This is a genomic window from Idiomarina loihiensis L2TR, from assembly GCF_000008465.1.
GTDB classification, from domain to species: Bacteria; Pseudomonadota; Gammaproteobacteria; order Enterobacterales; family Alteromonadaceae; genus Idiomarina; species Idiomarina loihiensis.
Window position 1 is genome coordinate 664,992 of sequence record NC_006512.1, and the last position, 20,644, is coordinate 685,635.

The window sequence follows — 20,644 nt, forward strand, 5'->3', positions numbered from 1 at the left end:
AGAAACAGCAACAGGTTTTTGTCGCATGCAGTATACAGCAGCGCAGTCTCAGTCAGTCGCAATAATCGGAGCCAGCGGTTACGTCGGCGTCGAACTAACCCGCTTGGTGCAACAACATCCGGCGCTTAGTCTTTTGGGTTGTTATGTTTCTGAGCATAGCAGTGATGCAGGCTCGTTGTTGAGTGATTTACACCCACAATATGCACATTTAGTGAAACTCTCGTTGCAGGGCTTATCCAGCCAAAAAAAAGAGCTCATTAAAAGCTCGGCTGACACAGTGTTCCTCTGCACGGATCATGGCGTGAGTGTGGAGCTTGCGCCCGAGTTTCTGGCTGCTGGCTTGAAAGTCATAGACCTGTCCGGTGGCTTTCGGTTAAACGCAACTGAAGATTATCCCTCATTTTACGGCTTTGAGCATCAGCAGGACTCGTGGCTACAACAAGCGGTTTATGGGTTGGCGGAATGGTACCCGCAAGAAATAGCTGCCGCACAGTTAGTTGCTGTGCCCGGTTGTTACCCTACAGCGGCGTTAATGGCATTGCTTCCGGTAAAACAGGCAGGCTTACTCAGCTGCAACAAAATTATTATTAATGCGGTATCCGGTGTGACCGGTGCCGGGCGGAAGGCCGCGCTGACGAGTCATGGTGCGGAACTTTCTTTGCAAGCGTATGGGCTGTTTGAGCATCGGCATACTCCGGAAATTGCTCAACAGTTACAGCATGAGGTGTTGTTCACTCCGCATTTAGCGCAGTTTCCGCGCGGCATTCTGGCGACTGTATATGCCGAGCTTAACGATGATGTTAGCGACGCCGATTTAGATAAAGCCTATCAATGTTATGCAGATCAGCCTTTGGTTCGTTTTGAAAAACAAGCACGACCAGCCATTAAGAATGTGGTGCAGCAACCCTTTGTGGATATTGGCTGGCACCGGCAGGGCAACCAGCTTATTGCTTTTTCGGCCATTGATAACTTGCTAAAAGGTGCTGCCAGCCAGGCCATTCAGTGTGTGAACCTGCAGCTTGGCTTAGCACTTGAAGAGGGGCTGTTATGAGAGTGATAAAGCTGGGCGGCAGCCTGCTTGAACAGCCCGATGAGATGAGAGCTCTGTTCGCGTCCCTGTCAGACACTGAAAACAATACCGTTATTGTGCACGGCGGCGGCGCTCTGGCTCAGCAATGGCTGTCCACCGCTGGCCTAAAGAGTGAAAAGCATGAAGGGCTGCGTGTCAGCCCTGAGCAACATATGCCTTACATAGTGGGTGCTTTGGCGGGGTGTGCGAATAAACAGCTGATGTCCTGGGCGATTGCTGCAGGAGCATGGCCTATTGGTTTAACGCTGCATGAGGCGGGTATTTCTTGTCGGCGGCAATCTGCCGAGCTTGGGCAGGTAGGTACTTGCGAGCTGTTTGAGTCCGGGTTAATTACTAATTTGCTCAAATGCGGTTACCTGCCATTAATAAGCTCTATTGGCTTCGGTAAACAGGGCGAATGGTTCAATGTTAACGCCGATGACGCCGCGGTTGCGGTTGCCGCAAACTTAGACGCCGATTTACTGTTTCTAACCGATGTCGATGGCGTGCTCGACAGCGAAGGCCGCTTGATAGAGCAGCTGGACAGCAGGAGTATTGACGAACTGACAAAAAGCGGTGTGATTAGATATGGCATGCTGGTTAAAGTTCGCAGCGCACTTAACGCAGCAAAACGCTTACGACGATGTGTGCGAATAGGCAGTTGGAATTTGATAAGTAAAACCCATTCAGGCACACAGATTAGTGAGTAAGTATGATGAAACATTGTCTATCCGGGCTGGAGTTAACTCCGGCTAACACATTGCAATTATTGGCGTTAGCGCAAGAGCAAAAAGCACACCCCGAAAAATACCGCCAGACTCTGGCAGGCCGTAGCGTTGTGACTCTGTTTGAAAAGCCGAGTCTGCGTACGCGTTTGTCTTTTGATATTGGCCTGCAAAAACTGGGCGGTCATGCAGTTTATTTGAATGAGCAAGGAAAGGGCATGGGCGTGCGCGAAAGTGTTGCTGATTATGCCCGCAATTTATCGTGCTGGGCCGATGCCATTGTTGCACGGGTTATGTCGCACCATACATTACAAGAACTGGCTCAGCACGCCTCAGTGCCGGTAGTGAACAGCTTGTGTGACCGGTTTCACCCCTGTCAGGCGTTGGCCGATTTTTTAACCCTGCAGGAGCACTACGGCAAGGTGAAAGGTCTGAAGCTGGTGTATCTGGGCGACGGTAATAATGTTTCGCATTCTTTGATGTTGACTGCGGCCGCACTGGGCACAGATTGCACCATTATTTGCCCCCGGGGATATGAACCTGATGCAGAACTTGTCAAAAAGGCGAAAAAACAAGCTGAAGAAAGTGGTGCTGACATTGTGGTTACCCACGATATTGCCGCTGTGGCAGGTGCTGATGCGCTCTATACCGACACTTGGGTGTCGATGGGCGATGATAAACCGCTGAGTGAAGTGCGCGACACCTTCCAGCCCTACCAAATCAATTCGCAGCTGGTCGAGCACAGCGGCGCCACTTCGGTGTTGCACTGTCAGCCAGCGCATCGGGGCTACGAAATTACCTCCGATGTAATGGACGGCCCGCTGTCGCGCTGTTTTCAGCAGGCTGAGAACCGCCTGTATGCGCAAAATGCCTTATTAACTTTATTATTAAACCCCACGGCAGCCGCACTGCCAGAATTTATGGAGAAAGCCTCATGAGCAATGTAAAAAAAGTGGTACTGGCCTATTCTGGTGGCCTGGATACCTCGGCGATTGTGCCCTGGTTAAAAGAAAACTATGGCTGTGAAGTGGTGGCCTTTGTGGCCGACGTTGGGCAGGGAGCAGAAGAGCTGGAAGGCGTTGAGGAAAAGGCCAAAGCTTCAGGTGCTTCTGAATGCCATGTGGTGGACTTAAAGGACGAATTCGTTAAAAACTATGTGTACCCGACCCTGAAAACCGGCGCAATTTATGAAGGCACTTACTTATTGGGCACCGCTATGGCGCGGCCGATAATTGCCAAAGCTCAGGTTGAAGTGGCGCGTAAAGTCGGTGCTGACGCACTGTCTCACGGTTGTACTGGTAAAGGTAACGATCAGGTGCGGTTTGAGTCTTGTTATGCGGCCTTAGCACCAGACTTACAAGTGATTGCGCCCTGGCGGGAATGGGAGTTAAGCAGCCGGGAGTCTTTGCTAGGTTATCTGGCGGAACGTAATATTCCCTGTTCAGCTTCAGCGACCAAAATCTACAGCCGCGACGCTAACGCCTGGCATATTTCGCACGAAGGTGGCGAACTTGAAGACCCCTGGTGCGAGCCTACCGAGAAGGTCTGGACTATGACGGCATCGCCGGAGCAGGCACCGGACAAACCCGAATACCTTTGTGTTACGGTGGAAAACGGTGAAATTGTGGCGGTGAATAACCAGGCGCTGTCGCCTTTTGAATGCTTGAGTGTTTTAAATGACGTTGCTGCTAAGCACGGTGTTGGCCGCGTGGATATTGTGGAGAACCGTCTGGTGGGAATGAAAAGCCGCGGTTGTTATGAAACCCCGGGCGGTACCGTGATGATGGCAGCGTTGCAGGCTATTGATGAACTGGTGCTGGACAAAGTCAGTCGTAGCTGGAAAACTCAGTTGAGCGAGCAGTTTGCGCAATTATTGTACGATGGTCGCTGGTTTACCCCTTTGCAGCAATCGGTTATGGCTGCGGCACAGTCGTTATGCGCAACAGCCAGTGGAGAGGTGGTTCTGAAGCTTTATAAAGGCTCGGTAACCGCGGTACAGAAACGTTCGCCGCACAGCTTGTACAGCGAGGATTTTGCTACCTTTGGTGCCGATGAGGTTTACAACCAGGCACATGCCGAAGGCTTTATCCGGTTGTTCTCTCTTCCGAGCCGGATTGCGGCGCTGCAAAAACAACAAAAGGGATAGGTTATGGCGTTATGGGGCGGACGTTTTGCGGCAGGACCCGATGCCGCGTTTCAGCAGTTTAATGACTCGTTACCCTTTGACTATGTGCTGGCGGAGCAGGATATTACCGGGTCTAAAGCCTGGGCCAACGCGCTGCAAAAGGTTGGAGTACTCAGTGCTGAAGAGTGCGAACAGTTACAACAGGCACTGGAGGAACTATTAGGTGAAGTGCGTTCTGATCCTGCGGCTGTTGCTGTCGGCGGTGATGAAGACATTCACTCGTTTGTTGAGGCGGCACTGATAGCCAAGGTCGGTGACTTAGCCAAAAAACTGCATACCGGGCGTAGCCGTAACGATCAGGTCGCGACCGACTTGCGGTTATGGTGTCGTCAGCAGTCAGAAGTTTTGCAACAGGCGTTGCAGCAAACCCAGCAGGCATTGCTGGGTTTAGCTGAGCGCGAACAGGGCACGGTTATACCCGGCTATACCCACTTGCAACGAGCCCAGCCGGTATTGCTGGCGCATTGGTGTTTAGCTTATGTAGAAATGCTGCAGCGCGACAGCGAACGTTTAGAGGATGCCGTAACGCGCCTAAATAAAAGTCCGCTGGGTTGCGGGGCTTTGGCGGGAACGGCGTATCCGGTGGACCGTGAAGCCATTGCCAGTGAGCTGGGCTTTAGCCAGGCGACGCGCAACAGTTTAGATTCCGTTTCCGACCGTGACTTTGTGGTGGAACTTTTGAGCACGGCATCGTTATCTATGCTGCATTTGTCGCGTCTGGCGGAAGATCTCATCTTCTATAATTCCGGCGAGGCTGGCTTTATTGAGCTGGCAGACAACGTGACCTCGGGTTCTTCGTTAATGCCGCAAAAGAAAAACCCCGATGCGCTGGAACTGGTACGTGGCAAAAGCGGCCGCGTGGTGGGCTCGCTAACTGGGTTGATGATGACCTTAAAGTCTCTGCCGCTGGCTTACAACAAAGACATGCAGGAAGACAAAGAAGGTTTATTTGACGCCTTTACCACCTGGCAGGCCTCGCTGGCTATGGTGACTTCCAGTCTGCATGGGTTAACCGTGAACCATGATGTTTGCCGTAAAGCAGCGCAGGGCGGTTATGCGAATGCTACCGAGCTTGCGGACTATCTGGTGTCCAAAGGCGTTCCTTTCCGTCAGGCACACCATAATGTGGGCGAGTTAGTGCAGCAGGCTATTCAGGCTCAAAAACCGCTGGAAGATATGCCGCTGGAGGCGTTTCAGGCGGTTGTTCCGGTAATTGAGCCGGATGTTTATGAATGGCTGACGCTGGATGCCTTACTGGAAAAGCGCTGTGCACTGGGCGGTACCTCACCGCAGCGCGTAAACGAAGCATTAAAGAGCGCTCAACAGCAGCAGAAAATTCGCATTAGGGATGCTAACCTCGGTGACATTGGAGCAATTCTGGATTTAGTTCAGCACTGGGCCGGAGCAGGGGAAAATTTACCGCGGGCCAAGGACGACATCGTACATTCAATTAATGAGTTTGCGGTGACCGAAGTGGACGGCAAAGTGATGGGTTGTGCGTCGCTTTACATCTATACCACTGGCCTTGCCGAAATCCGCTCGCTGGGTGTCCATCCGCATACGGAAGTTCGCGGGCAGGGTCGCATGCTGGTGTCTTATTTATTGAAAAAGGCGCGGTTACTGCAATTGAACCGGGTCATTGTGCTGACCCGGGTACCGGACTTTTTTGAGCAGCAAGGTTTTAGTCATTGTTCTAAAGACAGCTTGCCGGAAAAAGTCATGAAGGACTGCGAATTATGCCCAAGGCTGGCCAACTGCGATGAGCTGGCCATGGACTTTCACCTTCAACCACCGGACGAACGGCTAATCTTTAGTACAGCGTTGTGATCCAGCGTTCTTCGTTAATAAAGGACCAGCTCCAGCCGTCCCATTTATCGCTAAGACCCTTGGTTTTTGCTTCATCAAGGGTCATTCCCTGTTGTTTCATGGTATCAACTTCGGCTTTGGTCTCTTTAAGCATGGTTAGAAAGCCTTGGTAATCTTGTTTGTTAGCTAACGGACCGTGGCCCGGAATGATCACCGTGTCGTCATTAATGCGATTTAATAATTCTTCAACGTTGGCGATGTAGCCGTCAACGTCACCACCGCTCTTCAGGTCAATAAAAGGGAAGCGTTCATTAAAAAATAAGTCACCGGGGTGCAGAACATTAGCGTCTTCAAACCATACTGCGCTGTCACCGTCGGTGTGGCCTGCAGGCAAATAAAACACACGAACGGTGTCATTGTTTAAGTGGAAGGTAAGGGTTGAATCAAAGGTAATGGCTGGAAGGCCGGCTGCGTTGAAATCGCTATCCTGACTCAAGCGTTCTCGCACATGGTCATGAGCATAAATAGTTGAGTTCTGATTATTGGCAAACCAACTATTAGAACCTACATGGTCGCCGTGGAAGTGAGTGTTCAGAATATAACGAACCTCTTCACCACTCAGCTCCTTAATTTTGGCGGCAATTTTTTCTGCTACCTGAGTGTATTGATCATCCACCAGAAATACGCCGTCATCGCCGGATGACATCAGCATGTTGCCGCCAGCGCCTGTGAGCATATAAATATTATCGGCGACTTCGTTGTGCTCGACGATAACCTCTTCGGATTGATAGGCCGCTGCTGGTAAAGCAAGTACAGACAAAGTCGTCAGTACACAACTGAGTAATAATTTACGCATGGGGTTTCCTTTTTAGGTTTTTCATTATTGATATAGGTTACTTATTCAACAAGCGCAAAGATCAACAGCACGACCTCAAGTGAGTTAAATGTGAATATATTGTTACATTCTTATGTTGTCACAATATTGTCATGCAAGCGTTTTACTCTTCATCCCGACTTAAATCATAACTGGATAAAATCCAAGTCGGGAGAACCCAATGAAATTTAATACCTTATTCAAAATCTCTGCAGTATCGACAGCTTTATTTTTGGCCGGTTGCGGCGGCGACATTAATGTTACACCAACGGTTAATAATGGCGGCGGCGCTGACGGTGGTAATGGTGGCGATGGCGGTAACGCTGTTGCCTGCGCAAGCTACGGTGATGTGGAAGGTACCTACGACGGTCAAGACTGTACCTATGATGAAAACTTCGCCAGTGCGACCATCGAAATTGATGAAGATATTACTTTTGAAGAGTTGCCTGACGGTGGTGTGCACGTATTTGAAGGCGCGCTGCAAGTTGGTGTCGATTGCGACACGACGACAAGCTGTGAAATTAACCAGAATGGCCCGGTTATGACCGTTGAACCAGGTGCTACATTGGCCTTCACCTCTGGTGAAGCCATTATTCAGATTGCTCGTGGCGCGCAGTTAAATGCTGTTGGTACTTTCGACAAGCCAATTACATTTACCTCAGCTAACGCATTTGACCGTCTGAATGTTTCTGGCGACGCGCCACGTTATGCAGACTGGGGCGGCATCATTATTAACGGTAACGGTATTACCAACCAGTGTACTGATGCACAGCGCGATGGCGGTACTTGTAACGTAGAGTCTGAAGGTATTGTGAGCTATTACGGTGGTAATGATAACACTGATAGCAGCGGCTCAATGAAATATGCAAAAATTTGGTACGCCGGTTCAGGCCCTCGCGATGGTGGTGATGGCGATGACCTTAACTCATTAACTTTAAACGCTGTTGGTTCTGGATCATCTTATGAATTTATCCATATTCATCAAGGCTATGATGACGGTATTGAGTTCTTCGGGGGGAAAGCGGATGTTAAAAATGTGGTTTTCACCGATACTCAGGATGACTCAATGGACATCGATGCTGGTTGGCAAGGCCGTGCACAGTTCCTGTTTATTAAACACGGTACAGTGACGGTAGATGGCAATACTAACTACATGGGTAACGGCGGATTTGAAGCCGACGGTGAGAAAAATAACGGTCCAGACTACAGCCAGGCACCAACGTCAGCACCGACCATTGCTAACGTAACTATTATCACCACTGATGGTAAATCTGTACGTGATAACGATCCATCTATTGCCACTAAGTTTGATGATAACTTCCAGGGTCAAATGTATAACGTCCTGAAAGTTAAAGAGAATGGTACTGCTGACGACGGTTGTATCTTCTTTACTTCAGACGGTGAAGCAGGCGTAGATAACGGCGAGCTGGACTTCTACAGCTCAGTTTTAGCCTGTACTAACAACTTCGTAAATACCGGTGATAACACCTTTGCAGATGGCGAAACTTACTCAGCCTGGTATCCGAACGGCGGCGTAAACGAAATTCTTGATGGCTCCGCTACTGTTCTGAATGACGACGGTATCTCTACAGATATGACTTCTTCTATCACTATCTCGGCGAATGACTTAACGTCACTAAACGATGACTTCTTTACTCCGGTTGATTTCATCGGCGCATTGTCTGACGACGATACAAGCTCTGAGTGGTACCAGTGGGTTGAAACTGCTGTAGCTGCTGCTGACGCAGACTAATTTGAGTTGGAATGCGAATGAATAGGCGCAACGGTGTTGCGCCTATTTTCCGATTTTATTGCAGGAGTTGGTTATGAAAAATCAATACAAACTCAAGCCTGTTGCTTTAGCGGTTGGATTAGGGTTGTTTGCCTCTGCGCCAGCAGCTTTGGCTCAGCAAGCCGATGAAGCAGACGTTGAACGCGAATCGACCATTGAAGAAGTGGTTACCACCGGCAGTCGTTTGCAGGGTAGTGCCGCGGCTGTTGTTCAGGAACGTAAAAATCAGGCTTTTGTGGCTGATATTCTGGGTGCCGAGCAGTTGTCTCGTTCTGGCGACAGCGACGCGGCCTCGGCTTTACGGCGGGTGACCGGTTTAACCCTAGTCGATGGTAAATTTATTTATGTGCGCGGTTTAGGCGAGCGTTATTCAAGTGCCCGTATTAATGGTGCCAGCATTCCCAGCCCGGATTTAACCCGTAACGTGATTCCGCTGGATATTATTCCATCGACCATTATTGAGAGTATGGCAGTACAAAAGGTGTTTTCACCTTCTATGCCGGCGGCTTTTGGTGGTGGTAATATTGATATTCGTACGCGTTCTTTGCCTGACGACTTTGTTTTTAGTGTTGAAGCGGGCGTTGGTATGAACAGCAACGCAGACGAAGGTTATACCTATAACCGGGACGACAGCGGTATTCCGGCAGGCATAAAAGACGCAATTGGCCGCTACCAGGGTGACTTTAGTCTACGTAATATTGTTAATACCGACGGTCTGACGGGTTCTGGAAATAGTGCGGGTAATCAGGCAAGAGCAATTAATGCCTCGCTGGCAAAGCAATTGCCACGAGACATGGTGCTGAAGAAAGAATCTTTAGACCCTAACATGGACTTTAAAGCCACCTTAGGTAATAGCTTTGACGAGTCATTTTTCGGTGGAACTATAGGCGTGTTAGCCGCGGCTTCCTACGATAATGACTGGGATGTTTCTGAACGCAAGAATGCGGTTATCAGTAACAACGCAACAGCTGATTGTTCAACGTCTCTGGCGACGGTCGAAGACATCTCTAAGTCTTGTTACAACACCTTTGAAGAAACCACAGTAACGACAGAAACTGAGCGTCTGAACGGCTTTTTCACTGCGGGTTATGAATTAGATACACACAGTGTCAGTTATACCAAAATTTATCTAGAAGACTCGGAAGATGAATCGGAGTTTGGTATCAAGCAAAGCCCGAACGGTAGTAACCTGAAAACCATAGTTGGAACCGGTATAGCTAACCGCGAGCACGAATTCAAATACGAAGAGCGTGTCTTAAACGTTGATCAGTTCCGCGGCCAACATACTCTTATGGACTATTGGGGCATTGGTTTCGACTGGCAGTATACGGAATCAAAAGCGGAAACGGATATCCCTACCGAAGTTTCGTATCGTTTTGACGATATTTATGACACCGAGGGTAACTTCTCTGAAACTCGCGTAACGGGCGATGACAACCGTGCTATTTTCCAGTTTGTTGATATGGAAGATAACGTTAAGTCTTACGGCGGTAACCTGTCATTACCACTTGCATTTTCTGGAATAGAGCTTGAGCTAAAAGCAGGCTATGACTTTGTTGATAAAGCGCGTTATTACAGTACCAGTCGCTTTAGTCTGGACAATGCATCGGGTTCGCGTTTGTCAGTGCTGGACGACTTAGATGACGTGTTAGGTGTCACGGGTTATTTGACGGATGATGTTATTGATGACAACGATTTCCGTATTTCTTTCCGTGAACCCGGTGCGCCAAATGCGGATGACTATCTGGCCGCTCAGAAAATTGATGCCTATTACGGTGAGTTCGATGCAATATTCGATAACACCTGGCGTGTAAGTGGTGGTGTTCGTTATGAAGACTTTAAACAGGTTTCTCTGGCAACATCGAGCTTAATTTTTAGTGAGCAGGATTTAAATAATTATTTCAATCCTGAGCGTGTGCTTGAAAGCACCATTGCTGAAGACGACCTCTACACGGCTTTATCGTTGACTTATATGGCCAGTGATAATTACCAGCTGCGTTTTGGTTACGGCGAAACCGTTGTGCGTCCGGATTTACGTGAAACAGTGCCGGTGGCTTACTACGACCCAATTACGGACATTCGTACGTTCGGTAGAGCTGGCTTAGAGAGCAGTGATTTACGTAACTACGATGCACGCTTTGAGTACTATGCCGATAATGGCGACAATTACACCATTGCGGCTTTCTATAAGGACATAGAGAACCCCATTGAGTCAGTGCTTCAGGTGGGCGATGAAGATTACACCTTAAGTTACGTTAATGGTGAATCAGCTGAAGTCTATGGCGTTGAGCTTGAGTGGCTGCACGATTTAGGTTACCTGGCGAACGGGTTTTTTACCTCTGGTAACTTAACCTGGAGTGACTCTGAAGCGTCGATTGATCCGGCATTGGCGGGTAACTTAACCAACCGGACTAAGCGTATGACGGGACACTCTGAGTACGTTGCCAACTTCCAGTTGAACTACGACTCAGCTAACGGAGAACATGCGACCTCACTGGTGTATAACGTGTTTGGTGAGCGTATCTTAGCGGCTGGTATCGGTGGACGTGAGGACGCTTATGAGCAACCCTTCCATTCACTGGACTTGGTTTATAACTATTATCCGAGCTTTAATTCTAAAATCGGCTTAAAAGTTAAGAACCTGCTGGGCGAAGATCAGGAAGTGACTCAGTCGGATATTCTGGTTCGTAGTAAAGAAGTAGGAACTGTCGTTAGCTTAAGTTACAGCTACGAGTTCTAAGTAGATACCATCTTGTACCAATCGACTTCAAACACTCAATGATGTTTGAGGTCGATATTCTTCCTGGTGCTTGATAACGCCGAAGCAGATTTGTACCAGTTTCCTCATGGCGGCACCAAGCGCCTGCATTTTCGTCTTACCCTGAGCTAACAACCTTTGTTTCTGATAAGCGATGTCCGGGTTACAACGGCTGGCAACTACGGCCGGCAGGTACAGTAAAGCTCGTATGGCCGAAGGCCCGATTTTGCTTAACCGGGTCATCCCTTTATGTGAGCCGGACTCCTGTAGCCTGGGTATCAACCCCAGATAGGCCGCCGCCTCTTTGGCGCTGCTGAAGCGTTTTACGCTGAACAAGCTGGTCAGCTCTCGGGAAACCGTCGGTCCCACACCATCAATACTCTCAAGCAACTCACGGTTTTTCTTTAACTGCGGGTGCCCGTCAATATGGTCATCAATTTCTTTTAGCAGTGCTTTAATTTCCTCATTGAGAACGGCGATCATGTCTTCAATCGATTTCACCACCCGTGGTGAAGTGTCGGTATTCGCGCAGGCTTCCAGCCGATTCCTCTCGCGCAAAACGTCCTTTTGCAAAGCATTCAGGCGTCTGAGTAACAGTTTCAGGTGCCGGGCTTCCGGCGATTCAGGCTCCCACCAGGTAATGTCACCTTTATGGGCTTTATCTTCCGTAAAACGAGCCAGCAGGAGGCTGTCGGATTTGTCCGTTTTATGGGTAACGCCAAGCGACTCGAAGTATTTCTTTGCCCGTCCCGGGTTAGCAATAAAGAGCTTAAATCCCTGCTCGTGCAGCGTATAAATCAAAGCTTCGTGATAAATCCCGGTCGCTTCAATCCCTATCGCGATGTTCTGTGCTTTATGCTGAGTCTGCTGTTTTAACCAGCTCTCAAGCTGAGAGAACGCCTGACGGTCGTTCTTAAAGACCTTCGTTTTCTTCTTCCTCTGTCCGTTTTTACCCAGCTTGTCGGAATAAAAACCAACGTCTAATTTCTTTTTACTTACATCAATGCCAACGTATGCTGTCATCTCTCTTTTTACTCCGCTTGTTCATACGGCCTCACCATTTATAATGGGGACCTGGATACCATTCAGTGTCTAAGAGAAATGGGGCTGGGGTCTGAATCTACGGCGCAGCATTAAATGCTTGCCTGACGTACTGACTCACCAGCCCCTATTGTGACATTCGGTAGCTAATCAAATGCCACTGACAGATACAAGCCTGATGTTTACATCAGGTGAGATGCTTGAAGTCATTATCTGATGTTGAACATTCGGCTACGGAGAGGAATAGTGGTAGAGGGCGCGCCTGACGGTTGCAGCGGACTATTGAGGAGGTGTGCAGCGCCATGGATGGCGCTGCCCAAGCCCTACAGGGATGTATTTACGGGCGTCCTCCTCAATAGTCCCTGCGGCCTCAGCGCCCGCTACATCCACCTCACCTGAGGTGAACCTCAGGCTACTTCATCTTTATCTCTAGCGGCTTTAACGTATCCAAATGCACGTCGCGTTGAGGGAAGGCGATAACAATATCGTTCTCGGCGAAAAGCTTATCGAGCTTAAAACGAATATCAGACTGTACCCGGCGAATATCCATAGGGGCTTCTACCTCGGTCCAGAACAGTAAGTTGAAGGTTAAACTGTTATCACCAAAGTCGTCGAAGAAAACCTCAAAAGGTAAGCGTTGAACAATTTTCTCGTGTTGGCTGGCGGCTTCCATCATCAATTCGCGGACTCTGTCTATCGGCGAGCCATAAGCAACGCCCACGGTGACTGTGCTGCGTATTTCAGTGGATATCAGCGTCCAGTTCACTACGCGCTGTTCCAGAAAGTAGCTGTTTGGTACCAGCACATGCACACCGTCGAAACGTTTGATGCGAACGCAGCGGTTACCAATTTCTTCAATACGACCGCGTTCGTTCTCCAGCTCTACAATGTCACCAATGCGGATAGGGCGCTCGGCAATTAATATCATGCCGGAAATAAGGTTATTGAGCAGGTTCTGGGCACCAAAACCGACACCAATGGCTAATGCACCACCCAGAACCGCGAATATGGTAATAGGGATGCCAGCGACCGGTAGGGCAATGAGCACAATAAGTACATAAGCCAGAAAAGAGAATAACTTACGAAAAGCATAAATGGTGTTCTGAGAGGCGTGGCCGGATTTTAAGGCACGCTTAACCAGACTAGAGCCTATCCAGCGTATGACGATTACGCCAACAATAATCAGCGTAATAGCAATAATGACCTGGCTTAGGTATATCTGCGCGTCTCCGGTTTTCCATAACTCGACATTCCAGATTCTATTTAAACCAGAAGAGATGTCTGTCCAGGACATTTGCATAATCTATTTACCTATTATAGTGAATCTTTCTTTGTAATTTACGCGAAAAACACGTACATTGCGCGCTCAATTTTTACCCTATGATCCTGGATGTTGACTACGTGATTTCTGCTGCAAATATCACCATGCAATTTGGTGCAAAGCCTCTTTTTGAAAATATTTCTGTTAAATTCGGCAATGGTAACCGTTATGGCCTGATAGGCGCTAATGGCTGCGGTAAGTCGACCTTTATGCGTATATTAAGTGGTGAGCAGGAGCCTTCGGCTGGCAATGTGTCGCTGGAACCCAATATTCGCATCGGTAAGTTGCGTCAGGATCAATTTGCTTACGAAGACTACAGTGTCGTTGATGCCGTTATTATGGGCCACGAAGAGCTGTGGGCGGTAAAAGAAGAACGGGACCGCATTTACAGCAGCGGCGAAATGAGCGAAGAAGACGGCATGCGTGTGGCCGATCTGGAAACCGAATTTGCTGAAATGGACGGTTATACTGCGGAGTCACGCGCCGGTGAGTTATTGCTGGGGCTGGGCATACCGGTAGAGCAGCACTTTGGACTGATGTCGGCGCTGGCGCCGGGTGTAAAAATTCGGGTGTTACTGGCGCAGGTACTGTTTTCCGAGCCGGATATTATGTTGCTGGACGAGCCGACCAACAACCTCGATATTAACACTATTCGCTGGCTGGAAGGCGTATTAGCCGAAAAGCAAAGTACCATGATTATTATTTCGCACGACCGTCACTTTCTGAACACGGTTTGTACGCATATGGCCGATATTGACTATGGCGAGCTGCGCGTCTACCCGGGTAACTATGACGAATACATGTTTGCCGCCACTCAGGCGCGCGAGCAGTTAATGAGCGATAACGCCAAGAAAAAAGAGAAAATTGCCGAGCTGCAGAGCTTTGTTAGCCGCTTCTCAGCGAACGCGTCAAAAGCTAAACAGGCAACGTCGCGTCAGAAACAAATGGAGAAAATTCAGCTGGACGAGGTTAAAGCCTCCAGTCGTGTTAATCCGTACATTCGTTTTACTCAGGAAAAGAAACTCTACCGGTTAGCGCTTGAAACCGAGAACGTGCGTAAGAGCTTCGAAGACGAAGCGGTCTTAAAAGGCTTGAGTACCTCGATAGAAGTGGGTGAAAAAGTCGCTATTATTGGTGCCAACGGTATTGGTAAAACGACCTTGCTGAAATGTTTGATGGGCGAGTACACGCCGGACTCAGGCAGCATCAAATGGTCTGAAAATGCGGCGATAGGTTACTACGCGCAGGATCACGCCCACTGGTTTAAACAGGATATGACCGTTTACGAGTGGATGTATCAGTGGAAAAAACCGGGTGACGACGAGCAGGCTATTCGGGGTGTGTTGGGCCGTATGCTGTTCTCTTCTGATGACATTCAAAAGCCGGTATCGATTTTGTCTGGTGGTGAAAAAGGCCGGATGATTTTCGGTAAACTGATTTTGCAGCGCCCGAATATTCTGGTGATGGACGAACCGACTAACCATTTGGATATGGAATCGATAGAGTCGCTGAACCTGGCACTGGAGCAGTTTGAAGGCACTTTGTTGTTTGTCAGCCATGACCGCGAGTTCGTCTCGACTCTGGCTACTCGTATTATCGAAATTACCGACAAAGGCTTACGTGACTTTGCCGGCAGTTACGATGAATATCTGGCGCAGTTGGCTGCGGCTTAACGCTGCACCATTTTCTGGGCGCTCTTGACCAGTTCGTCAGGATCGCCCATTCGCTCCGGCTTTGTTACGCCGCGTTGGCAGGCTGGGCGCTCACTGATGGTGTTCATCCAGCGCTTCAGGTTTTCTAAGCCATCAAGGCTAACACCAGACCAGTCGTGGGTACGCACCCAACACCAGTTGGCAATATCCGCTAACGAGAAGTTATCACCTGCTAAGTATTCAGACTCGCCTAACCGTGTGTTCAGCACTTCAAACAGCCGACGGCTTTCATTCTGATAGCGCTCAATGGCTGAGGGCAGCTTCTCCGGGAAATACCGATAGAAGACATTAGCTTGTCCCATCATAGGACCAATGCCACCCATCTGAAACATCAGCCACTGGATCATACGTGAACGTTCTTTCGGGTCTTTAGGATTAAGCTTGTCGTAGGTCTCAGCCAGATACAGCATAATGGCACCGGACTCAAACACCGCGAAATCATCGTTATTTTTATCGACAATCACCGGAATACGACCGTTAGGGTTCATTTTCAGAAACTCCGGGCGTTTTTGCTCATTTTCCTGCAACTGCACATGGTGCAGGTTATAGTCCAGCCCCATTTCTTCTAAGGTTACCGTGGCTTTATAACCATTGGGGGTTGCTGAGGTGTAGAGTTCAATCATGTTTATTCCTTAAACCTTTGATGAGTCGCGCTGTTTCATACGCTCGTACCAGGCTTTTAGATTAGGCCAGCGGTCATCGACTCGCAACTGAATTCACCTATCCCGACTTTAGCGAGATTGAAAGGTGCCCTTTAAGCTATTAGCAAAGGCTACAAACTTCTCTTTTATGGTTCGTTTGACTTTCACTTCAACTGAGCCAAGCAACTGGAAGCCTTCAATTCGTATATGCGGAGCTTGTTTCAGGTTGCCCATTGAGGGCGCTTTATTTTCGGTGGAGCCAAGAACACTAAAGACGTTGGTGCTAATGGTAATTTCTTCAGGGACAAAAACTTCAAGACTTGAAAGCCCGCCAATAATTTTGATAGTGACGTCCGGGTGTTGAAAAACGGCATCGGTAAAGTCCAGTTCTACAGAGCCTAGCAGAGAGTAGATGGTGATTTCACGCGGCACTGTCCACACGCCACAGCGCTCATTAGAAGACAGTATGGATATCACCTTTTCGGTTGGTTGAATGCGTCCTTCGCCATAATGTGGTGAGAATTTCTGCTCTTTCATGCTGTCGTATGAGGTGTCGGGCTTCAGCTCCAGGTCTTCTACCAAATCGGAAAGCTGGCTATGTTCAGTTGCATCCATGGCTTGATCAAGCCGGCGTTCAAAAGCTTCTTCAGATAATTCACCGTGGCCGTAGTTCATTACCAACTGATCAATCGTCTCTTCGCGGACTTTTTCCAGTGGACGGTCTTCAAATTTTACACTCATGATGTTTCCTTGTTGATCTTATCTTCTTATTATGGACAACAAAGCAATTCTTAGGCCAGAAATAAATCATTTTAAAATCAATGGCTTAATATTTTTGTTTTTATTTGGTTTTGTGTGTCTGACCAAAAATTAGGAAAAGTTACCAATTATCGGGAGTCCGGTTGATCTTCTACGAGTTATTAACTTAACTAAAACCTAGAAAAAATCAGGTTACTTCAAACGGATACGGCCATGAGTAAACTACCTTTCGTTGTTGATGCCCATACCCACCTTTTTAACGCTCGTTATGTGCCTTTGCAGGGGATTCTTGAGAGTTGGGGAATTTGGAAAATACCGGCAAAGTTGATTAGCAAACTGGCCTATTCCCTAACCGCCAGTTCTACGCTAAAAGAGCGGCTAGAGTCGTTTTCAGTGACATCGAAAAAAGGCGCGACTGAAAAAATCTGCAATGAGTTTGCCCATCTGGTTTGTATTGAGATAGAGCACTATTTACTGGAAGAAGGCAATAGCGACCCGGAGTTAGCCGAAGCCTATCAGGAGCAATTCATTAACAGCGAGCTTTATTCGGTTCTGAAGGAAATACACCAGTATTACGGTGACAGTGAATCGGCTCAGGAACTTGAGTTAGATTACATAAAAACGAAATGGACTTTCAAAGCAGAGACTCAGGTTCAGGATAAAATATCAGGTTGGTTCTCTGGCATTCACAAAATGATTGAACGAATGCTGCGTAAGTCACTGGAGTTTCTGGAAGACGCTGCGGACAAAATAGACTTTGTCTTGAATATGCTACGCAGCGAAGTCGGGATATTTAAGCGGTTAGAAGGCTATTACGACAACTTCTCAGAACGTTATGTGTTTTTTCATTACATGATGGATATGGCTTACCCATTTGACGACAACCCCAAATACGATTTTTATGATCAGCAGTTGGAGCGTATGACGGCGTTGGAGAATTTTTCGGAAGGGATAGTTCTTGGCTTCTCCGCTTTTGACCCTTTACGTTTTGTTTCTCAATCTTCCTCTGACCGCGTGCTTCGTGATGCTATAGAAAGATCATTGGAACATGGCAAGGCAGGGTTCAAGTTTTATCCTCCTATGGGTTACAAGCCTGCAGACAACGAAGCTAACGTGGAACGAGTTGTTGATTATTTTCTGGATTTTTGTGTGGAGTATTCAATTCCAGTTTTCACTCACTGCACCCCGGAAGGCTTTCAGGCCTATAAAGGCTCGGGCCTGAATTCAGACCCGGATTATTGGGAGCAAGCGCTGAAAAAGAACAAGCAGCGAGAAACCATGAGACTCTGCTTTGGTCATGCCGGTGGTGGGAAACGGAAGATGAACGGGCGCTGGGTTAAGGGTTGGCTGTCGGATACGGAAGACGAATGGAATGATCAGAATAACTACGCTCGTAAAGTTGTAGAGCTGTGTCGGCGCTACGAGCATGTCTATTGTGATTTGTCCTACCTGCACGAAATTGTCGAAAGCAAGAAAGCCCAGGAGAGCCTGGCTAAACGACTTGAAATAGAGCTAACGCGTGAAGCCACTGCCGACAAACCTTTTAAACTTGCCGATAAAATAATGTACGGTAGCGACTGGCATATGGTGTCTATGGTTAATGATATTGAAAGGTACTTCGGGCAGATAAAAGCGATTTTTGAAATGCAAAAAATGCAGCTTTTTGCCGATAGGTTTTATTTCAAAAATGCGCTTAAGTACGTTGATTTAGAGGCTTACATTGCACGTGCGGAGAATGTCTTTAGTCAGGATTACATTGCACGGCTTAAAGAGATTAGAACGCACTTGATGTAGCCTGACGCTAATGCGTCAGGTGAGATAGTTAATTAGCTATAGAAAGTCTATGAGAAAAGACGTGATTACTAGGCGAACTGAGCTAACAGGTAACCGGTAATGAACAGACTCACAAAAAGCAGGGCGGCGAGTGCAAATGCTTTTGCGCCGCCTTGTTTGATGACGCTGATGTGTGTGAGCATGCCTAAAGCGGTCATTGCAATACACAGTAAATAAGTGGCAGCTGCTGTGAATGCTGTCGTCACGTCGTCCGGTATCCAGTTCAGTGAGTTGATGATAATAGCGCCAATGAATAGAAAAGCGAACCAAGGAACGGAGACTTTATTATCACCACTTTCTTTGTCTGAACCTTTTGACTTTTGTCTCATCCATACTGCAAATGTTAATAACACAGGTACTAATAAAACCACTCTAAGCATTTTTTCCAATACCGCCATGTGTGCCGCGTTTGAGCTAACTGAGTCGCCGGCGACAACTACTTGTGCAACTTCATGGACGGAAACGCCCACCCATAAGCCATACTGGGCCTCGTTGATATCGAAAAATTGAAACACTAATGGCATAAGCAGCATAGAAAGCGTGCCAAATACAACTACGGTGCTGATAGCGGTTATTACTTTGTGAGGTTTGGCTTTAATGATTGGTTCCATCGCAGCAACGGCTGCTGCACCGCAAATAGCGCTGCCCACGGCAACTAAAATCGCTTGCTCTTTATCAAGCTTAAACAGCTTGGTTCCGGCCCAAATACCGACAAACAGAATAACTGATACCATGGTAACCGCGCTGAATAGACCGTAAATACCAACCTGAGATAAGGCTTGTAAAGTAATATTGAAACCGTATAAGACAATGGCAACTCGTAATATTGATCCTTTAGCGATATTTAATCCAGGAGCGAGCGGTTCTTTGCAACGTGCCGGTAATATATGGCTGACCAGAATCCCAACGCCAATGCTGATTAATAGCGGAGAAACAGACTGAATAGCTGGAAGCCATAGATGGAGCTCCACAACACCTATTGCTAATACAACCGCTGCAATGAGCCCTACGATAGGATGGTTCATGGTTATGCCTTGTATTGATTCTTGTATTTAGGCTGGAGTATAGTGCAATCAATATTAATTAAAATTTAATAAAACTTTATAAAGTTAAAATATATTTATGATTAATTTGCGCCAACTTCAAGTGTTTAAAACCATTGCGGAAACCAGCGGTTTCACTGCGGCCAGTGTGCAGCTAAATATGACCACATCTGCGGTATCTATTAACCTAAAGGATATTGAACAGCAGCTGGGCACTCGGTTGGTGATGCGGGAAAGAGGACGAAAGCATCGTTCACACAAGGTTGAACTCACTGTTGCTGGTATGTGGCTGTACGAGCGAGCCCAAAAAATGCTATCGCTTAGTGACAGCACCGAACGATACTTTGAACAGTTACACAGTAATCGACGGGAAACGTTAAACATAGGTGCCAGTCAGACTGTCGGTAATTATTGGTTGCCGGCTTATATCAATGTGCTAAAACAACAACGTTCCGAGCTCAAAATTAATGTTTATATTGGTAATACCGATGAAATACTCAGCCGAGTTGAGTCGTTTCAGGACGAGATAGGGCTGGTTGAAGGTCCAAGTTCACGCGACGACTTACTCACTAAGCCGTTTAAGGAAGACAGCATGACGCTAGTTGCGCCGCCCGATGACAATGGTAAAGCGTTGGAAGTACAGCCTTGGCTTATTCGGGAAAAAGGCTCTGCCACTCGCCGGCTTACTGAAAAACTTTGGGCTAAGCTTGGCATTAAGCCAGCGAACGTTATTGAATTGAATACCAATGAAAGCATTATTCATTCGGTGGCATCAGGTATTGGAGTTGCCTACGTTCCTAGTATCACAACACCACTTATGTTGGAAGCTGGGTTAGTTAGAGCTTTGCCGACAGAAGGCACGCATCATCGCACCTTATATTATGTGACTCATCGAGACTTGTCCTTTTCAATGGCGTGGATAGAGCGGGTCATAGCTGAGAAAGCCTTATAAGTCATTTATTCCTGGACGAATATTCCGGGAGCTTGCTTTAAATTTTTAACGGGCTATGATGGATTCAGTTGTTAAGAGGACATCATGTTTAAGTCTAACTATTCTATACAGAGTACCGCTCTCACCTTTCCAA

The 20,644-nt window shown here is 47.7% G+C and carries 16 protein-coding genes; 10 read left to right on the top strand and 6 right to left on the bottom strand.

What is annotated here, in order from left to right; genetic code table 11:
- Positions 1 to 25: 25 nt before the first annotated feature.
- Genes argC through argH form a run of 5 tightly spaced genes read left to right on the top strand, consistent with a single transcriptional unit; the run spans position 26 to position 5,806 of the window.
- A complete protein-coding gene (gene argC, locus IL_RS03100) occupies positions 26 to 1,051 on the top strand; it encodes an N-acetyl-gamma-glutamyl-phosphate reductase (RefSeq protein WP_011233868.1) in 1,026 nt (341 codons plus the stop codon).
- The gene (gene argB, locus IL_RS03105) at positions 1,048 to 1,779 is read left to right on the top strand and encodes an acetylglutamate kinase (protein WP_011233869.1); all 732 of its coding nucleotides are present in this window, start codon (positions 1,048 to 1,050) and stop codon (positions 1,777 to 1,779) included. Before argC ends, argB begins: the two co-directional genes overlap by 4 nt.
- 2 nt (positions 1,780 to 1,781) lie before the next feature.
- Positions 1,782 to 2,732, top strand: a complete 951-nt coding sequence (locus tag IL_RS03110) for an ornithine carbamoyltransferase (protein ID WP_011233870.1) — start codon at positions 1,782 to 1,784, stop codon at positions 2,730 to 2,732.
- Positions 2,729 to 3,940 carry an argininosuccinate synthase gene (locus IL_RS03115; RefSeq protein WP_011233871.1) on the top strand — a complete coding sequence of 404 codons (1,212 nt, stop codon included), beginning with the start codon at positions 2,729 to 2,731 and terminating at the stop codon, positions 3,938 to 3,940. The genes IL_RS03110 and IL_RS03115 overlap by 4 nt, the downstream gene beginning before the upstream one ends.
- A gap of 3 nt (positions 3,941 to 3,943) precedes the next feature.
- Positions 3,944 to 5,806: an argininosuccinate lyase gene (gene argH / locus IL_RS03120; protein ID WP_011233872.1), complete on the top strand. Its 1,863-nt coding sequence runs from the start codon at positions 3,944 to 3,946 to the stop codon at positions 5,804 to 5,806.
- Here argH and IL_RS03125 read toward each other — a convergent pair.
- Positions 5,790 to 6,641 carry an MBL fold metallo-hydrolase gene (locus tag IL_RS03125; protein WP_011233873.1) on the bottom strand — a complete coding sequence of 284 codons (852 nt, stop codon included), beginning with the start codon at positions 6,639 to 6,641 and terminating at the stop codon, positions 5,790 to 5,792. The two genes, argH and IL_RS03125, sit on opposite strands and share 17 nt — an antisense overlap.
- A 199-nt stretch (positions 6,642 to 6,840) precedes the next feature.
- Between IL_RS03125 and IL_RS03130 the strand changes: the two genes are divergently transcribed.
- Positions 6,841 to 8,412, top strand: coding sequence for a hypothetical protein (locus tag IL_RS03130; protein WP_011233874.1), 1,572 nt, complete (start codon positions 6,841 to 6,843; stop codon positions 8,410 to 8,412).
- Positions 8,413 to 8,485: 73 nt separating this feature from the next.
- Complete coding sequence (locus IL_RS03135) at positions 8,486 to 11,191, top strand: TonB-dependent receptor domain-containing protein (protein ID WP_011233875.1); 2,706 nt, start codon at positions 8,486 to 8,488, stop codon at positions 11,189 to 11,191.
- Between the two features lie 27 nt (positions 11,192 to 11,218).
- Here the strand turns inward: IL_RS03135 and IL_RS03140 are convergent, their stop codons facing one another.
- Together IL_RS03140 and IL_RS03145 are read right to left on the bottom strand one after the other, a co-directional pair.
- Positions 11,219 to 12,232: an IS110 family transposase gene (locus IL_RS03140; protein ID WP_011233769.1), complete on the bottom strand. Its 1,014-nt coding sequence runs from the start codon at positions 12,230 to 12,232 to the stop codon at positions 11,219 to 11,221.
- A gap of 430 nt (positions 12,233 to 12,662) precedes the next feature.
- Entirely contained in the window at positions 12,663 to 13,550 is an 888-nt protein-coding gene (locus IL_RS03145) for a mechanosensitive ion channel family protein (protein ID WP_011233876.1), read from the bottom strand.
- Positions 13,551 to 13,651: 101 nt separating this feature from the next.
- On the opposite strand from IL_RS03145, the gene IL_RS03150 reads away from it, so the two are divergent.
- On the top strand, positions 13,652 to 15,244 hold the full coding sequence (locus IL_RS03150) for an ABC-F family ATPase (protein ID WP_016341283.1): 1,593 nt from the start codon (positions 13,652 to 13,654) through the stop codon (positions 15,242 to 15,244).
- Here IL_RS03150 and IL_RS03155 read toward each other — a convergent pair.
- Complete coding sequence (locus IL_RS03155) at positions 15,241 to 15,906, bottom strand: glutathione S-transferase family protein (protein WP_011233878.1); 666 nt, start codon at positions 15,904 to 15,906, stop codon at positions 15,241 to 15,243. The two genes, IL_RS03150 and IL_RS03155, sit on opposite strands and share 4 nt — an antisense overlap.
- A 108-nt stretch (positions 15,907 to 16,014) precedes the next feature.
- Positions 16,015 to 16,665 (bottom strand): DUF1707 SHOCT-like domain-containing protein, encoded by a 651-nt coding sequence (locus IL_RS03160; protein ID WP_011233879.1) that lies wholly within the window; start codon positions 16,663 to 16,665, stop codon positions 16,015 to 16,017.
- 231 nt (positions 16,666 to 16,896) lie between these two features.
- On the opposite strand from IL_RS03160, the gene IL_RS03165 reads away from it, so the two are divergent.
- Complete coding sequence (locus tag IL_RS03165) at positions 16,897 to 18,477, top strand: amidohydrolase family protein (RefSeq protein WP_011233880.1); 1,581 nt, start codon at positions 16,897 to 16,899, stop codon at positions 18,475 to 18,477.
- Positions 18,478 to 18,545: 68 nt separating this feature from the next.
- On the opposite strand, the gene IL_RS03170 is transcribed toward IL_RS03165, so the two are convergent.
- Positions 18,546 to 19,541: a YeiH family protein gene (locus IL_RS03170; RefSeq protein WP_011233881.1), complete on the bottom strand. Its 996-nt coding sequence runs from the start codon at positions 19,539 to 19,541 to the stop codon at positions 18,546 to 18,548.
- A 97-nt stretch (positions 19,542 to 19,638) separates the two neighbouring features.
- On the opposite strand from IL_RS03170, the gene IL_RS03175 reads away from it, so the two are divergent.
- Positions 19,639 to 20,511, top strand: coding sequence for a LysR family transcriptional regulator (locus tag IL_RS03175; RefSeq protein ID WP_011233882.1), 873 nt, complete (start codon positions 19,639 to 19,641; stop codon positions 20,509 to 20,511).
- Positions 20,512 to 20,644 lie beyond the last annotated feature (133 nt).

Excerpts from the sequence above, each read along its gene's own strand:
- argC (WP_011233868.1), top strand. The coding sequence starts at position 26 with ATGCAGTATACAGCAGCGCAGTCTCAGTCAGTCGCAATAATCGGAGCC.
- argB (WP_011233869.1), top strand. The coding sequence starts at position 1,048 with ATGAGAGTGATAAAGCTGGGCGGCAGCCTGCTTGAACAGCCCGATGAG.
- IL_RS03110 (WP_011233870.1), top strand. The coding sequence starts at position 1,782 with ATGATGAAACATTGTCTATCCGGGCTGGAGTTAACTCCGGCTAACACA.
- IL_RS03115 (WP_011233871.1), top strand. The coding sequence starts at position 2,729 with ATGAGCAATGTAAAAAAAGTGGTACTGGCCTATTCTGGTGGCCTGGAT.
- argH (WP_011233872.1), top strand. The coding sequence starts at position 3,944 with ATGGCGTTATGGGGCGGACGTTTTGCGGCAGGACCCGATGCCGCGTTT.
- IL_RS03125 (WP_011233873.1), bottom strand. The coding sequence starts at position 6,641 with ATGCGTAAATTATTACTCAGTTGTGTACTGACGACTTTGTCTGTACTT.
- IL_RS03130 (WP_011233874.1), top strand. The coding sequence starts at position 6,841 with ATGAAATTTAATACCTTATTCAAAATCTCTGCAGTATCGACAGCTTTA.
- IL_RS03135 (WP_011233875.1), top strand. The coding sequence starts at position 8,486 with ATGAAAAATCAATACAAACTCAAGCCTGTTGCTTTAGCGGTTGGATTA.
- IL_RS03140 (WP_011233769.1), bottom strand. The coding sequence starts at position 12,232 with ATGACAGCATACGTTGGCATTGATGTAAGTAAAAAGAAATTAGACGTT.
- IL_RS03145 (WP_011233876.1), bottom strand. The coding sequence starts at position 13,550 with ATGCAAATGTCCTGGACAGACATCTCTTCTGGTTTAAATAGAATCTGG.
- IL_RS03155 (WP_011233878.1), bottom strand. The coding sequence starts at position 15,906 with ATGATTGAACTCTACACCTCAGCAACCCCCAATGGTTATAAAGCCACG.
- IL_RS03160 (WP_011233879.1), bottom strand. The coding sequence starts at position 16,665 with ATGAGTGTAAAATTTGAAGACCGTCCACTGGAAAAAGTCCGCGAAGAG.
- IL_RS03165 (WP_011233880.1), top strand. The coding sequence starts at position 16,897 with ATGAGTAAACTACCTTTCGTTGTTGATGCCCATACCCACCTTTTTAAC.
- IL_RS03170 (WP_011233881.1), bottom strand. The coding sequence starts at position 19,541 with ATGAACCATCCTATCGTAGGGCTCATTGCAGCGGTTGTATTAGCAATA.
- IL_RS03175 (WP_011233882.1), top strand. The coding sequence starts at position 19,639 with ATGATTAATTTGCGCCAACTTCAAGTGTTTAAAACCATTGCGGAAACC.